Annotated in this window: 18 protein-coding genes; 9 read left to right on the top strand and 9 right to left on the bottom strand. The window is 61.4% G+C overall.

The genetic code is table 11. The annotated features are described in order from the left end of the window. Positions 1-66 precede the first annotated feature (66 nt). On the top strand, positions 67-1,056 hold the full coding sequence (locus CAF63_RS04600) for a 2-hydroxyacid dehydrogenase (protein WP_085683568.1): 990 nt from the start codon (positions 67-69) through the stop codon (positions 1,054-1,056). 10 nt (positions 1,057-1,066) lie between these two features. Here the strand turns inward: CAF63_RS04600 and CAF63_RS04605 are convergent, their stop codons facing one another. Next, positions 1,067-1,507 carry a hypothetical protein gene (locus CAF63_RS04605; protein ID WP_085683569.1) on the bottom strand — a complete coding sequence of 147 codons (441 nt, stop codon included), beginning with the start codon at positions 1,505-1,507 and terminating at the stop codon, positions 1,067-1,069. Positions 1,508-1,640: 133 nt separating this feature from the next. On the opposite strand from CAF63_RS04605, the gene CAF63_RS04610 reads away from it, so the two are divergent. Further along, positions 1,641-2,075 carry a hypothetical protein gene (locus CAF63_RS04610; protein ID WP_085683570.1) on the top strand — a complete coding sequence of 145 codons (435 nt, stop codon included), beginning with the start codon at positions 1,641-1,643 and terminating at the stop codon, positions 2,073-2,075. Then, positions 2,075-2,479, top strand: coding sequence for an META domain-containing protein (locus CAF63_RS04615; protein WP_007957769.1), 405 nt, complete (start codon positions 2,075-2,077; stop codon positions 2,477-2,479). Before CAF63_RS04610 ends, CAF63_RS04615 begins: the two co-directional genes overlap by 1 nt. A 162-nt stretch (positions 2,480-2,641) precedes the next feature. Here CAF63_RS04615 and CAF63_RS04625 read toward each other — a convergent pair whose 3' ends face one another. Further along, positions 2,642-3,109 carry a TlpA disulfide reductase family protein gene (locus tag CAF63_RS04625; RefSeq protein WP_085683572.1) on the bottom strand — a complete coding sequence of 156 codons (468 nt, stop codon included), beginning with the start codon at positions 3,107-3,109 and terminating at the stop codon, positions 2,642-2,644. A gap of 114 nt (positions 3,110-3,223) precedes the next feature. Here CAF63_RS04625 and arsC point away from each other — a divergent pair, with 114 nt between their 5' ends. Genes arsC through CAF63_RS04640 form a run of 3 tightly spaced genes read left to right on the top strand, consistent with a single transcriptional unit; the run spans position 3,224 to position 4,597 of the window. Continuing rightward, the gene (arsC, locus tag CAF63_RS04630; RefSeq protein ID WP_085683573.1) at positions 3,224-3,577 is read left to right on the top strand and encodes an arsenate reductase (glutaredoxin); all 354 of its coding nucleotides are present in this window, start codon (positions 3,224-3,226) and stop codon (positions 3,575-3,577) included. Further along, the gene (gene wrbA / locus CAF63_RS04635; protein WP_085683574.1) at positions 3,574-4,170 is read left to right on the top strand and encodes an NAD(P)H:quinone oxidoreductase; all 597 of its coding nucleotides are present in this window, start codon (positions 3,574-3,576) and stop codon (positions 4,168-4,170) included. Before arsC ends, wrbA begins: the two co-directional genes overlap by 4 nt. A gap of 1 nt (position 4,171) precedes the next feature. Next, positions 4,172-4,597: a DUF2069 domain-containing protein gene (locus CAF63_RS04640; protein WP_039772886.1), complete on the top strand. Its 426-nt coding sequence runs from the start codon at positions 4,172-4,174 to the stop codon at positions 4,595-4,597. A 153-nt stretch (positions 4,598-4,750) separates the two neighbouring features. Here the strand turns inward: CAF63_RS04640 and CAF63_RS04645 are convergent, their stop codons facing one another. Then, positions 4,751-5,425 (bottom strand): DNA-3-methyladenine glycosylase I, encoded by a 675-nt coding sequence (locus CAF63_RS04645; RefSeq protein ID WP_085683575.1) that lies wholly within the window; start codon positions 5,423-5,425, stop codon positions 4,751-4,753. Between the two features lie 132 nt (positions 5,426-5,557). Then, positions 5,558-6,382, bottom strand: coding sequence for a tRNA 2-thiocytidine(32) synthetase TtcA (ttcA, locus tag CAF63_RS04650; protein ID WP_011335493.1), 825 nt, complete (start codon positions 6,380-6,382; stop codon positions 5,558-5,560). A gap of 289 nt (positions 6,383-6,671) precedes the next feature. Between ttcA and CAF63_RS04655 the strand changes: the two genes are divergently transcribed. Continuing rightward, complete coding sequence (locus CAF63_RS04655; RefSeq protein WP_007957761.1) at positions 6,672-7,274, top strand: Yip1 family protein; 603 nt, start codon at positions 6,672-6,674, stop codon at positions 7,272-7,274. Positions 7,275-7,431: 157 nt separating this feature from the next. Beyond that, positions 7,432-7,926: a SprT family zinc-dependent metalloprotease gene (locus CAF63_RS04660; protein ID WP_007957760.1), complete on the top strand. Its 495-nt coding sequence runs from the start codon at positions 7,432-7,434 to the stop codon at positions 7,924-7,926. Between the two features lie 131 nt (positions 7,927-8,057). Here the strand turns inward: CAF63_RS04660 and CAF63_RS04670 are convergent, their stop codons facing one another. Both CAF63_RS04670 and CAF63_RS04675 read right to left on the bottom strand, forming a co-directional pair. After that, a complete protein-coding gene (locus CAF63_RS04670) occupies positions 8,058-9,239 on the bottom strand; it encodes a CaiB/BaiF CoA-transferase family protein (RefSeq protein WP_085683576.1) in 1,182 nt (393 codons plus the stop codon). Between the two features lie 145 nt (positions 9,240-9,384). After that, positions 9,385-10,719: a dicarboxylate/amino acid:cation symporter gene (locus tag CAF63_RS04675; protein ID WP_085683577.1), complete on the bottom strand. Its 1,335-nt coding sequence runs from the start codon at positions 10,717-10,719 to the stop codon at positions 9,385-9,387. Positions 10,720-11,071: 352 nt separating this feature from the next. Between CAF63_RS04675 and CAF63_RS04680 the strand changes: the two genes are divergently transcribed. Beyond that, positions 11,072-12,070 (top strand): AraC family transcriptional regulator, encoded by a 999-nt coding sequence (locus CAF63_RS04680; protein WP_085683578.1) that lies wholly within the window; start codon positions 11,072-11,074, stop codon positions 12,068-12,070. Positions 12,071-12,074: 4 nt separating this feature from the next. On the opposite strand, the gene CAF63_RS04685 is transcribed toward CAF63_RS04680, so the two are convergent. From CAF63_RS04685 to CAF63_RS04695, 3 genes are all read right to left on the bottom strand, one after another. Further along, positions 12,075-13,421, bottom strand: coding sequence for an ATP-binding protein (locus tag CAF63_RS04685; RefSeq protein ID WP_085683579.1), 1,347 nt, complete (start codon positions 13,419-13,421; stop codon positions 12,075-12,077). After that, positions 13,418-14,095: a response regulator transcription factor gene (locus tag CAF63_RS04690; RefSeq protein WP_085683580.1), complete on the bottom strand. Its 678-nt coding sequence runs from the start codon at positions 14,093-14,095 to the stop codon at positions 13,418-13,420. The genes CAF63_RS04685 and CAF63_RS04690 overlap by 4 nt, the downstream gene beginning before the upstream one ends. Before the next feature lie 151 nt (positions 14,096-14,246). Further along, positions 14,247-14,852 (bottom strand): hypothetical protein, encoded by a 606-nt coding sequence (locus CAF63_RS04695; protein WP_085683581.1) that lies wholly within the window; start codon positions 14,850-14,852, stop codon positions 14,247-14,249. Between the last annotated feature and the right edge of the window lie 28 nt (positions 14,853-14,880).

Genomic DNA, 14,880 nt, shown 5'->3' on the forward strand with positions numbered 1-14,880 from the left:
CAACGCCGACGCGGCTACAGTTGTCGCGGGTGATTTGCGCCCGCGTCGATGCTCCAGGAGGATTTCATGCGCACGATCGTTTTCAGCAGCCAGACCTATGACCGCGACAGTTTCCTCGCCGCCGATCGCCCGTCCGGGATCGAACTGCATTTCCAGCCGGCCCGGCTCAGCCTCGACACGGCGGCGCTGGCCGAACATCACGAGGTGGTCTGCGCCTTCATCAACGATGACCTGAGCGCCCCGGTGCTGGAACGTCTGGCCGCCGGTGGCACACGCCTGATCGCCTTGCGTTCGGCCGGCTACAACCATGTGGATCTGGCCGTCGCCAAACGTCTGGGACTGGCCGTCGTGCGCGTACCGGCCTACTCGCCCCACGCGGTGGCCGAGCATGCGGTGGCGTTGATCCTCTCCCTCAACCGCCGTCTGCACCGTGCCTACAACCGCACCCGCGAAGGCGACTTCAGCCTGCACGGTCTTACCGGTTTCGATCTGGTGGGCAAAACGGTCGGTATCGTCGGCACCGGACAGATCGGCGCGACCTTCGCGAAAATCATGCACGGTTTCGGCTGCGAGCTGCTGGCCTACGACCCGTATCCAAATCCTGCCGTCGAAGCGTTGGGCGCGCGCTACCTGAGCCTGCCGGATCTGCTGGCGCAAGCGCGGATCATCAGCCTGCACTGCCCGCTCAACGAACAGAGCAAACACCTGATCAACCGCGATTCGCTGGCGCACATGCAACCGGGGGCGATGCTGATCAACACCGGGCGCGGCGGTCTGGTAGACACGCCGGCGCTGATCGACGCCCTGAAGGACGGCCAGCTCGGTTATCTGGGACTGGATGTGTATGAAGAGGAAGCGCAGCTGTTCTTCGAGGACCGTTCCGACCTGCCGCTACAGGACGACGTGCTGGCGCGGCTGCTGACGTTCCCCAATGTGATCGTCACCGCGCATCAGGCATTCCTGACCCATGAGGCGCTGGGCGCGATTGCCGCGACCACCTTGCACAACATCGCGACCTGGGCGGCGGGTACGCCGCAGAACCAGGTCGAAGGCTGAGCGATCGGACTCAGACCGGGGGCGGCGTCGGGGTAATCGCCACACACAGGATCAACAGCGCCAGCCAGCCGAACCCCAGTAAACGTTGCTTGAGGGAGTGCCCGCTGCGCAGCAGGAACCAGACAAACACCAGCGGCATCAGAAACGCCATGATCTTCAGCCAGCCTTCCACCGGGCGCGAACCATCCGGGTTCACCACCGGTTCGACAAGCTGCGCTCGACGGCGTCGCCCCGCAGCGGCCGGCATGATCTTCGGCCGTTCGGGGGCCGGCGGCGGAACGTGCGCCTCGGGCACAGCCTTGTTACGCGGCAGGCTGCCAAAGGAAATCGTCGACGTGCCTTTTTCGGCTTGAGGCGCCTGCGCCTCTGCCAGCGGAGCCCCGCAATGAATGCACGCCGTGGCTTCGGAACTGATACTCCGCTTGCATTCATAACATTCGATCAGCGCCATGTTCCGTTCCTTGAAAATGAAGGCGGCAGTTTGCCACGACTGCGGTGTCGATTTGAACCGGATCGAAGGTCGCACGTGCGCATCATTCTGCAATCAAGCCCGTGCTAGCATGTCGCGCATATTTGGAGGACCCATGGTCGAACACGATTTCCGCTACACCCTGATGAACCCGCAACACACTCTCACCGAATGCCGCGCCCTGGTTCCGGGCCGTTATCAGGTCACCGGCAACGGTGGCTCGATCCGCATCGGCGACGTGCTGGTCGTGACCCTCAAAGGCAGCAAGGACTTGTCCATGCGCCTGACCGTCGACACCGTCCGCCACCTGATCAACCCGCCGGGTCAATGGACTGCCATGACCACCGGCCCGATGTTCGGTGAGCTGGCGATCCACACCTGGCAGGTCAACTGCGACAGCTGCGCCAAGGAGCTGAGCTTCGAATTCGCGGTGGACGCCAAGCTGGGCAAGCCTGCGGAAAAACCGGCCGCCACGGCACGCATCGCGGAACTGGGCTGGAAAGCTGTCGGCGACAAGCACCTGTGTCCGAAATGCCAGGAGCCGGCGTGATGAAACACCTGGCCCTGACCGCCGCTGTCGGCGCCGGCCTGATGGGTTGCGCCGCGGAGCCTGTGCAACTGCAACAGAACCGCAGCTACATTCTGGAATGGATCGGCGAGCGTCCGCTGATGGACTACAGCCACCTGACCGTGACCCTCGGCGATGATGGCCGGGCGTATGGCAATGGCGGCTGCAACCATTGGTTTGCGCCGTACACCCTGGAAGGCGACAAGCTGAGCTTCGGCAAGATCGGCAAGACCCGCAAACTCTGCGCACCGGCGCTCATGGAGCAGGAGCAACGCTTCCTCCAGGCCCTGGAGCACGTGGAGCGCTGGGACATCTCGCCGATCGAGCAGATGCGCTTCTGGCCGGCTGAAGGCAAGCCGTTGCGCTGGTGGCTGGAAGAAGGCTGATCCTTAGATCATTCCCACGCATAGCGCTTGATCGTTCCCACGCTCCGCGTGGGAATGCATCCAGTGACGCTCTGCGTCACAGCGGACGCGGAGCGTCCGGGGCGGCGTTACCACGCAGAGCGTGGGAACGATCAGCGAAGACCAGCGATCATCAAGTGCGAATCAGTTGGTCGCCTGCAACGCCTCAAGCTTCGCCATCACCCCCGCCGCCGTCTGCTCGCCCATCAACTGTTCCCGTACCTTGCCCTTGTTGTCAATGATGTAGGTCACCGGCAAGGCTTCACTGCGCGGCAGTTCGAACAGATCCGCCGGATCCTGCGCCAGCACGGTGAATTTGATGCCCAGTTTTTCGCTGGCGCTCTTCAGCTCTTCACCCTGCACGTTGTCGAAATTGACCCCGAACACACCGATCTTCTTGCCCTTGAGTTCATCGGCCAGATGATTGAGTTCCGGAATTTCCGTGCGGCACGGGCCACACCATTCGGCCCAGTAATTGATTACCACCCATTGTTTGTCGAGGCGCTCGGACGCCACTTTCTGCCCGTTCTGGTCGATGCCGTAGTCGTTACCGCAGCCCCCGAGCATCAACGCCCCGATGATCGTCAATGCCGCTGCCAGTGCCCGTGTCATGTCGTGTTCCTTGTGCAAAATTGAATGCGCCTGCGACCCATCGCCTCTCAAGGTTCTGGATTGCGCGCTGCACAGTTAGAATAGCCGCCACTCTACGCAAGAAGCGACCCGCCCATGACCGATCTGACGCTTTATCACAACCCGCGCTGCTCGAAATCCCGCGGTGCGCTCGAACTGCTCGAAGCCCGTGGCCTGACGCCGAACGTGGTGCGCTACCTCGAAACGCCGCTGGACGCCGTGCAGATCAAGGCCTTGCTCGGCAAGCTGGGAATCAGCGCACGGCAACTGCTGCGCACCGGCGAAGACGAATACAAGACCCTGAACCTGGCCGATGCCAGTCTCACCGAGAAACAATTGATCGACGCGATCGCCGCACATCCGAAGCTGATGGAGCGACCGATTCTTGAAGCCGGCGACAAAGCCGTCATCGGCCGTCCACCGGAGCAGATCCTGGAGCTGCTGCCGTGAGTGCGCCGTACATTCTGGTTCTCTATTACAGCCGCAGCGGCTCGACCAACGAGATGGCCCGGCAAATCGCCCGTGGCGTCGAACAGGCCGGCCTCGAAGCGCGCCTGCGCACCGTGCCGGCAATCTCCACCGAGTGCGAAGCGGTGTCGCCGGACATTCCGGATGAAGGCGCGCTGTACGCCACTTTGGATGACCTGAAGAACTGTGCCGGCCTGGCCCTCGGCAGCCCGACCCGTTTCGGCAACATGGCCGCGCCGCTTAAGTATTTCCTCGATGGCACCAGCAACCTGTGGCTGACCGGCGCGCTGGTCGGCAAGCCGGCCGGAGTGTTCACCTCCACCGCCAGCCTGCACGGCGGTCAGGAAACCACTCTGCTGTCGATGATGCTGCCGCTGCTGCACCACGGCATGCTGATCACCGGCCTGCCCTACAGCGAATCGGCGCTGCTGGAAACCCAGGGCGGCGGCACGCCTTACGGCGCCAGCCATCACGCCGGGGCCGACGGTAAAAGCGGTCTCGATCAGCACGAAGTGGCGCTGTGCCGCGCTCTTGGCGCTCGCCTGGCCAAGACGGCCCAGAAACTGGGGAACTGAGATGGCCAGAAAGCCGAAAGTCCTGCCCGCCGTCGAATGGCTGGAGCCACGGGTGCGGGCGATGCGGGTGATCAGTCTGCTGTGCTTTTTCGGCCTGGCCGGACTGCTCGCCGCTTATTACCTGGTGTTCGCCGACCTGCACGGCGCGCGGCCGTGGGTGATTCTGCTGATCGAGCTGATCCCGTGGATCGTGCTCGCACCGGGCATGATCATGGGCAGCGCACGGGGGCACTCGTGGATGTGCTTTGTGGTGAATCTGTATTTCATCAAGGGCGCACTGGCCGCGTATGACCCGAGCCGGCAGCTGTTTGGCGTGCTGGAGATGATTGCCAGTCTGGCGGTGTTCTGCTCGGCGTTGCTGTATGTGCGGTGGCGGTATCAGTTGAATCGCAAACTGGCGGGCGAAGGCGAAATCTCTGTCGCCTGACAGACCGCTATCGCTGGCAAGCCAGCTCCCACAGGTTTCGGGATCGTTCCCACGCTCTGCGTGGGAATGCCGCCCGGGACGCTCTGCGTCCCTGAGACGCGGAGCGTCTCTTTATGCATTCCCACGCGGAGCGTGGGAACGATCGCTTTAAATTCAATGATTGACGGTGTAAGCCAGCATCATCGAAATCTGGCTCATCGGCCGCCCACCACTCTCTTCATGCCACTGGTTGAACGCGTTCTGCACGGTGGCCAGATCCCGCAGACTGCTCGGCACCTTGTCGACGATCTTCTGCGCATTCAGCGCCGCGACCACGTCGTAGCTCGGCACGAACGTGTCCTTGCCAACCATCCGCAAAAACCGTGGCGCCGACAACCCACCCAATTGATGGCCGTGCTTTTTCAGGTACGTCCACAAACCGACGATGTCGGTCACCGGCCAGTCGGCGAGCAATGCACCGAAACTGCCCTTCTCTTTCTCGACATCCAGAATGAACTGCGCATTGCGCGGCACGCTTTTGAGCTTGCCCAGGTGGCGGATGATCCGCGCATCCTGCATCAATCGCTCAAGGTGTTCGGCGCTCATCAGCACGACCTTTTCCGGGTCGAACTTGAAGAACACTTCCTCGAAGGCCGGCCACTTGGCGTCCACCAGACTGTGCTTGAGTCCGGCGCGAAACACCCGCAGAGCCATGGTCGAGAGATAACGGTCGTCGCTGATCTTGCGCAGTTGCGCCGGGGTCTTGGGAACGGGCAGATGGGCTTCCAGTTCAGCCGCCGAACCGAAGCGGTTCAGACAGTATTCGTGCAGCCACTTGTAGTCGCGCATGCCCTCTCCTTTTGAATGAAACGAAAAACCAATGTGGGAGCGGGCTTGCTCGCGAAGACTGAGTGTCAGTCGACTCATGCATCGACTGGTACGCCGCCTTCGCGAGCAAGCCCGCTCCCACTTGGATCGTGTTTACAGGTTTACGACGTTGACGAAACGCGAAGCAGCGGTTTCATCGATCTTCAGGCTGGTGAAGTCAAACAGGTTACGGTCAGCCAGCTGCGACGGGATCACGTTCTGCAGGCTGCGGAAAATGCTTTCGGTGCGGCCCGGGGTCTTGCGTTCCCAGTCCTGGAGCATTTCCTTGACCACCTGACGTTGCAGGTTTTCCTGAGAACCACAGAGGTTGCACGGGATGATCGGGAATTGCTTGAAGTCCGAGTAGGCCTGGATGTCTTTCTCGTTGCAGTAGGCCAGCGGACGGATCACCACGTTGCGGCCGTCGTCGGCGCGCAGCTTCGGCGGCATCGCCTTTAGGCTGCCGTTGAAGAACATGTTGAGGAAGAACGTCTCGACGATGTCGTCGCGGTGATGACCGAGGGCCATTTTGGTCGCGCCGATTTCGTCGGCGAAGGTGTACAGCGTGCCGCGACGCAGGCGCGAGCACAGCGAGCAGGTGGTCTTGCCTTCCGGGATCAGCTCCTTGACCACCGAGTAAGTGTCCTTCTCGACAATGTGGTACTCGATGCCCAGCTCTTTCAGATAGGCCGGCAGCACGTGCTCGGGGAAACCCGGCTGCTTCTGGTCCATGTTCACGGCGACGATCTCGAACTTGATCGGTGCAACCTTCTGCAGGTGCATCAGCACGTCGAGCATGGTGTAGCTGTCCTTGCCCCCGGACAGGCAGACCATGACCTTGTCGCCGTCTTCGATCATGTTGAAGTCGGTGACGGCTTCGCCGGCCAGGCGGCGCAGGCGCTTTTGCAGTTTGTTCTGGTTGACCGTAAGAGTGCCCATGACGCGAAATCCGTGAGGTGTGACGAAAGGCGGGCATTTTACGCAAAAACACTGGGTTTGTGGCCACAGGTTGTCGCCCCCTCAAATGCCCGTCCGCACAGACCCCGACGCGATTACCCCGAGGTTTTACAGCGCGATTTGCTCTAAGCCCCTATCACCTGTGCGGTTAAGACCTTTCTATACTGCGACATAAGGTCGCACACAATCTGAAGACCTGTATTTGCTGGGCCACATTGGCCCGTAGGCGCTCCGCTGGGGGGCGATGGCAATAACGAGAGGAGTGACTGGCATGATCCATCACGTAGTGGGACTTTTTACCCACCCCGATCAGGAATGGAAGGAAATCCGTGGCGACCAAGAGGAAAGCATCAGCCACATGTACCTGACGCACACGCTGATTCTGGCGGCGATCCCCGCTGTTTCGGCCTTTATCGGCACCACTCAGGTCGGCTGGGTGATCGGCAACCGCGCACCGGTGATGCTCACCGTCGAAAGCGCGTTGTGGATGACGATCATGTCTTACCTGGCAATGCTCGGCGGGGTCGCGGTCATGGGTGCCTTCGTGCACTGGATGGCCCGCACCTATGACGCCAACCCGAGCCTGGCCCGTTGCGTGGCATTTGCCACCTACACCGCGACACCGTTGTTCGTCGGCGGGCTGGCAGCGCTGTATCCGCACATGTGGCTGGGGATGATCGTCGGCACGGCGGCCATCTGCTACACGGTGTACCTGCTGTATGTGGGGCTGCCGACCTTCATGAACATTCCGTCCGATGAGGGTTTCCTGTTTTCCAGCTCGGTGCTGGCGGTGGGTCTGGTGGTGCTGGTCGCCATCATGGCGTTTACCGTGATTGTCTGGGGACTGGGCGTGGGTCCCGTCTACACGAATTAGCTGGCTGCAACGCCGAAAAGAACAAGATCCGCCAACACAGGCCGCCGCGAGGCGGCCTTCTCATGCCTGAAAGAGACGTTGCGACCATTCGGCAGTCTGGCGATGCGCAAGACCGGACGGTTGCGGCATACTCCAAACCTCTGGAGATCCATCAAGCATGCCCGAGCAACTCAATACCCGCGTCGAAGACTGTTTCCAACTCGCTGAATCCTTTTTCAAACGTCCCTTCAAACGCCCCGTGGTGAGCCTCAAGCTGCGCGGGCAAAAAGCCGGGGTCGCGCATCTGCACGAGAACCTGCTGCGCTTCAATCCGCAGCTGTACCGGGAAAACACCGAACATTTCCTCAAGCAGACCGTGGCCCACGAAGTCGCGCACCTGATCGCCCATCAACTGTTCGGCGACCGCATCCAGCCCCATGGCGAGGAGTGGCAATTGATCATGCGCGGGGTCTATGAGTTGCCGCCGGACCGCTGCCATACCTATGAAGTCAAGCGCCGCAGCGTGACCCGTTACATCTATAAATGCCCGTGTGCGGATAGCGATTTTCCGTTTTCGGCGCAGCGTCACAGTCTGGTCCGGCAGGGGCGGCGGTATTTGTGCCGCAGATGCCGGAACACATTGGTGTTCAGTGGCGAGATGCGGGTCGAGTAAGTCCCCATCTCGTTCCCACGCTCTGCGTGGGAATGCCGCCATGGACGCTCCGCGTCCACTGTGACGCAGAGCGTCACGGGATACATTCCCACGCAGAGCGTGGGAATGATCCGCTAACTGGGAGCCGCGAGCTACGCGACGACTTTCGCGGCACGTAATTCGGCAATCCGCTCAGCACTCAACCCCAACTCCGCCAACACCTGATCCGTATGCTGCCCCAGCGCCGCGCCGACATGCCGCGGCGCCGGCAATGCTTCGGAGAACTTCAACGGGCAAGCGATCTGCGCCTGCGCCGAGCCATCCCCACGCGGCACCTGCGTCACCAGTTCCCGCGCCTGCAATTGCGGATGCTGCACCGCTTCCCCCAGGTTCAACACCGGTTCGACGCAGGCATCGATCCCGGCGAACAGCTCGCACAGTTCGGCAAAATCATGCTTTTCGAACTCGACCTTCAAGGCGTCCTTCAGCGCGCGTTGTTGCTCAGGCTTGGGTGACAAGCCCTGCGCCGCCAACTCAGGCCGGCCCAACGCCGCACACAGTTGCTGCATGAAGGCTGGCTCCAGACTGCCCACCGACATCCAGCGCCCGTCGCGGGAGCGGTAATAGTCGTAGAAGCTGCCGCCATTGAGCATCTGATCCTCCCAACCCGGCTCCTCGCCGCACGCCAGATACCCGGCACCGGCCATGGCGTTGAGGCTGAATGCACAGTCGGTCATGCTCACGTCCAGATGGGTGCCCTGCCCGGTCTGCTGGCGAGAAATTACCGCCGCTAACAGGCCGATCACCCCGTGCAGCGAGCCGCCCGCAACATCCGCCACCTGCATGCCCAGCGGCAACGGCCCGCTGTCGGCGCGCCCGGTGTAACTGGAGAGCCCGGCCAGGGCCAGATAGTTGATGTCGTGGCCGGCGCGATCCTTGTACGGCCCGGTCTGGCCGTAACCGGTGATCGACAGATAAATCAGCTTCGGATTGATCGCCTTCAGCGCCTCGTAACCCAGCCCCAGCCGCTCCATCACACCGGGGCGAAACTGCTCCAGCACGATGTCGTAATCCGCCAGTAACTGCTTCACCAGCTCAAGCGCTTCGGGCTGCTTAAGGTCCAGTGCCAGGCTGCGCTTGTTGCGGTTGAGATAGGCATGACTGGCCGAAACGCCGTGATCGTGGGGCGGCAAGACCCGCACCAGGTCGAGGCGGGTCGGCGATTCGATGCGCAGCACGTCGGCGCCCATGTCCGCCAGCAGCAGCGAGGCGAACGGCCCCGGCAATAGGGTCGAGAAATCCAGAATCTTCAGTGAGGCCAACGGTGCAGACATGGGCGATCTCCATCAACGATGCATGCAGCCTAGGCAGCCATCGGCGATGGGGCAATTACCGGATCCATCAGTTGCGCTGACCGTTGCGCTCATACAGCAGGCAAGAAAAAACCCGCCGAAGCGGGTTTTTCCATTCAAGCGATGCTTACTTCACATTGCTCGGGGTCGGGCCTTCGGCCACGCCCAGGTCATCTTCAGGCCGGGTATCGGCGATACCGCGACCGCCCGACGCCAGCTCGGCATCCAGCACGTCGGTGTCCAGTTCCTTGACCCACTTGGCCACAACGATGGTTGCAACGGCGTTGCCGACCAGGTTGGTCAAGGCACGGGCTTCGGACATGAAGCGGTCGATACCCAGGATCAGCGCCAGACCGGCCACCGGCAGGTGACCTACCGCCGACAGGGTGGCCGCCAGTACGATGAAGCCAGAACCGGTCACACCGGCTGCGCCTTTGGAGGACAACAGCAACACCACCAGCAGAGTGATCTGGTGAGTGATGTCCATGTGGGTGTCGGTCGCCTGAGCGATGAACACGGCCGCCATGGTCAGGTAGATCGCGGTGCCGTCGAGGTTGAACGAGTAGCCGGTCGGGATCACCAGACCCACTACCGATTTCTTCGCGCCCAGACGCTCCATCTTGATCAGCATGCGTGGCAGTACCGATTCCGACGAGGAAGTACCCAGCACGATCAGCAGTTCTTCACGGATGTAGCGGATCATCTTCAGCACGCTGAAGCCGTGCATGCGGGCGATACCGCCGAGCACGATCAGGATGAACGCCAGGCAGGTGATGTAGAAGCAGATCATCAGTTGACCCAGCTGCACCAGCGAGCCGACGCCGTAGGCACCGATAGTGAACGCCATCGCACCGAAGGCACCGATCGGCGCGAGCTTCATGATCATGTTGATGATGTTGAACATCACGTGGGCGAAGCGATCGATGAAGTCCAGGATCGGCTTGCCGTAGGCGCCCAGGCGGTGCAGGGCAAAACCGAAGATCACCGAGAACATCAGCACTTGCAGGATGTCACCGGTGGCGAACGCGCCGACGATGGTGTTCGGGATTACGTTGAGCAGGAAGCCGACGACGCTCTGGTCAGCACCTTGTTGTACATAGGTCGCGACTTTCGAGGCGTCCAGCGTGCTGACATCGACGTGCATGCCGTTGCCCGGTTGCACGATGTTGACCACGATCAAGCCGACCAGCAGGGCGATGGTCGAAACGATCTCGAAGTACAGGAGTGCATAACCGCCGGTCTTGCCAACCGATTTCATGCTTTGCATGCCGGCGATGCCGCTGACCACGGTGCAGAAGATGATCGGGGCGATGATCATTTTGATCAGTTTGATGAACCCGTCACCCAGCGGTTTTACCGCCACGCCGAACTGCGGGTAATAGTGGCCGAGCGCGATACCGATACAAATTGCGACGATCACCTGGAAATACAGGGATTTGTACAGTGGCTGACGAGTCGTCATTGCAAAGTTCCTCAAGAGTCCCGCGTAGCAACATCCATCTGTTGAACGCGACACTTGAATTGCGAACCCTCCTGCACTGGAGGGATTTGTTGTGTCGAACGGCGCTTTCCGGACCGGCTCGGCGCACGCTTCTGTCGCTCTTATCGCAAACGTCGTGCCACTTTGGTGCAAATCGCTGCAAGCCTTTTGATATCAGGGGATGCGGGTATTTTTTTGTCACTAACCGGTTACTCGAGTGTGGCGGATTTCCGCCAACTCACCCGACCTCGTCCTACAATTTGGCGGAAATCCGCCTTGTTACCGATCAAAGGCAGCCGCTACCATCGGTCGCCAGAGGAAGGATCTGCCGCCCATGCGCGAACGCACCATCGCCAGTCACTTTGCCCGCGCCGCCCTCGGTGGCGCACGGCGCTCGGGTTACGACTATTCGGACCTGCTGCAGCAACTGGGCATCAGCCCCGAACTGCTCGACGAGCCGCGCGCGCGGATCGCCCCGGAGCAATTCACCCAACTGATCCAGAACCTGTGGCTGGCCCTGGACGACGAATACCTGGGCTTTGGCAATGCACCGAGCAAACCCGGCAGCTTCGCCATGATGTGCCACGCCATCATTCATTGCCGTAGCCTGGAGAAGGCTCTGCAACGCGGCTTATTGTTTTATAGCCTATTCCCCGAAGCCCCGCGTCTGACCCTGACCCATGAAGACGAATGGGTGCGCCTGAGCCTCGACGATGCGCAGTTATGGGACCCGGATCACTTTCTCAGCGAGAGCCTGCTGGTGATCTGGCATCGCCTCGGCAGTTGGCTGATCGGCCAGCGGATTCGTCTGGAACAGGCGAGCTTCAGCTACCCGAAACCGGCGCACGGGGCGGAATACGATCTGCTGTTTTCCTGCCCGCTGGAATTTTCGGCAACGCACAGCAGCCTGGTGTTTCACAGCCGCTATCTGCACATGCCGCTGTTGCAGGATGAACGCACCCTCAAGCATTTCCTCGAACGCTCCCCCGCCGACCTGCTGTCCCGCCCGGACGACGGCAACAGCCTGAGCAGCCGACTGCGACGCTTGCTCAGCCATGACAGCGCACGCTGGCCGGACCTCGAAGCGGTGGCCGCGCACCTGCACATCAGCCCGCAAACCCTGCGCCGGCATTTGCGCGAAGAAGGCACCAGCTTTCAGGAATTGAAGGATCAGTTGCGCCGGGACATCGCGATTTATCACCTGGGGCGAGCGGATCTGTCGTTGCAACAGATCGCCGAACAGCTCGGGTTCTCCGAGCCGTCGGCGTTTCATCGGGCGTTCAAGAAATGGACGGGGCTGACGCCGGGGGCGTATCGGGCGCAGGAGCAGTAGGCCGTCACACCGCCGGAAAATGAATCCTGAACGCCGCCCCGCCCATCGGCGAGTCCCCTAGGGTCAATTTGGCGCTGTAGCTCTCGATGATGTCCTTGACTACCGCAAGCCCGATGCCCTGCCCCGGGTGCTGGCGATCCAGCCGTTCGCCACGCTCGAGAATGCGCGCACGCTGATCCGGTGGTACGCCGGGGCCGTCGTCTTCGATGCACAGTTCGCTTCCGGAATGGCTTTCGCGCACGCTGATACGCACTTCGCCCAGGCACAGGCGATAGGCGTTTTCCAGCAGATTGCCCATCATTTCCAGCAAGGCGCCCTGCTCGATCGGCACGTAGCAGTGCTCCGGCAGATCGAAGGCGACGCGTACGTGTTTGTCGCGGTAGACCTTGTCCAGTGTGTCGCACAGGCTTTGCAGCACCGGCCGCAGGCGAACCTGATGGCGCACCAGGCCACTTTTGCGCAGGCTGGCGCGTTGCAACTGGTAGCCGATCTGCTGGCTCATGCGTTCGATCTGGGTCTGCAGCACCCAGGCCTGATCGCGGTCTTCAGGACGCTGGGCCATGTCTTCGCTGACACCTTGCAACACCGCCAGCGGGGTTTTCAGGCTGTGGGCCAGATCGTCGAGGGAATCGCGGTAACGGCTGCGCTGTTGACGCTCGCTGTGCAGCAGGCGGTTGAGGGAACCGGTCAGGCGCAGCAGTTCGCGCGGGTGCTGTTCGCTGAGGCTTTCGAGGGTTCCGCCTTCGATTTCGTCGAGTTCCTGACTGAGCCGGCGCAAGGCTTTCAAGCCCCAGGTCAGGCCGATCCACAGCAAGGCGAGCAGCACCAACAGCGCCGCACCAAAACCGAGGTAGAGATTTTCGCGCAGACCTTCGAGGGTGGTTTCGTATTCGCGCACCGGTTGCAGGGCCACGATACTGAAGGCCGCGCTCTTGCCGCCGAGCAGTTTGACTTCAACGTCGTAGACGAAGAATTCCTGACCGTTGGCCTCACGGATCCGCGCGAACTCGTTGCCGAGGCCATCGTAGCGCGGCGTGTAGTTGATCTTCTCTTCCTGGGTGCCCTTCGAACGCCAGACCAGATGCCCTTCGCGGTCATAGATGTAACCGAGCAGGCGATTGTCAGTAAGGTTGAAGCGCTCGTCGGGCAACTGTGCCGGCATCATCAAGCGGTTGTTTTCAACCCGCGCGGCGGAGATCAGCGTGGTGACGTCCGACGCCAGCCGCTGCTCGATCGAGTCCTGCAGCGCCAGGCTGAACGCGCCCTGCATCGCCGGGAGCAACGCGAGCATGAACAACACCGCCAGGGTGGTGGCGGCGAGCATCAACCGGACGCGAAGGGAACGGATCAAGTGCAGCGCTCATTGAACAGATAGCCGAGGCCGCGCACGGTGTCGATCGGCTTGAACCCCGCCGGGCCTTCGAGCTTGCGGCGCAGACGGCCGACCAGCACTTCGATCACGTTCGGATCGCGCTCGTCGTCATCCGGGTACAACTGCTCCATCAACCGATCCTTGGGCACCACTTGCTGGTGATGACGCATGAGGTATTCGAGGATCCGGTATTCGTAGGCGGTCAGTGCCAGCGGTTGCTCATCAAGGGTCGCCTGCTTGCGATTCAGATCCAGCAACAGCGGGCCGGCGATGATGGTCGACTGGGTGAAACCGCTGGAACGGCGCAGCAACGCATTGAGCCGCGCTTCGAGTTCTTCGAACTGGAACGGCTTGACCACGTAATCGTCGGCGCCGGCGGCCAGGCCTTCGACCTTGTCCTGCCAGTTGCCGCGCGCGGTGAGGATCAGGATCGGAAAGGTCTTGCCGCCCGAGCGCAACTGGCGGATCAGGTCGAGCCCGCCCATGCCCGGCAGGCCGAGGTCGATCACCGCCAGGTCAAAGTTGAATTGCCCGGTCTGGTACAACGCCTCTTCGGCGTTGGCCACGGACTCGACCACGTGACCGCTCTCCGTCAGGCGGGTTTGCAGGTGATGGCGCAACAGCGCTTCATCTTCGACGACCAACAGTTTCATAACCTTCTCCCGGGTAAAACGAAATCTCCAGACAACCGCCTGCGGGAGCGGGCCTGCTCGCGAAGGCGATGTATCAGCCAACATTGTTGTCGACTGACAGACCGCTTTCGCGAGCAAGCCCGCTCCCACAGGGGCCAGAGCAAACCGCGCTTTAGAAAGCGTAGTTGGCCGACAGGTAAGTCTGGGCGCTGCTGGTCAAATCCAGCGAGCCTTGCTTGCTGCCGCCGCTCTCTTTCATCTCGGTGCTGGCGTTGCTGCGCAGATAACGGTAACCGAGTTCGACCGAGGTGTTCTGCGAGACTTGCTGCAGCACACCGAACTGGCCGCCGACGGCGTAACCGATGTCGCTGTCGCGGCTGTAGCCCGGCGAATCCTGAGTCAGCTTGGTCAGGCCCGCGGTCGCACCGCCGAACAGCTTGGTGCTGCCGCCCACCGGGTAGAACAGATCGTAGCTGCCCAGCAGGTTTTCCTGGCGCAGTTTAATGCCATTGTGCGAGCCGGACACGTTGTCGTAGGTGGCGTAGTAGCGACCCTGGCTATTTTGCTGACCCAGGCGCAGGCCGTAGGTGTTATTGCCGTCGATGGCCGCAGTGGCATCCGGGTGGCCGAGGTTGTCGTTCAGGGCGTTGGATTTTTTGATCTTGTCGCTGGTCTGGCCAAAGGTCAGGCCGGCGAAATTGGTGGTGGTGTCGGCATGGGCGGCGATGCTTGCGCTCATGACGGTGAAAGCCAGCAGCAGTTTGTTCAAACGAGTCATTGAGTGTTCCTCAGTTGTGCTCTTCGGG

Source organism: Pseudomonas sp. B20(2017), assembly GCF_002113125.1.
In the GTDB taxonomy this organism is placed as follows: Bacteria; Pseudomonadota; Gammaproteobacteria; order Pseudomonadales; family Pseudomonadaceae; genus Aquipseudomonas.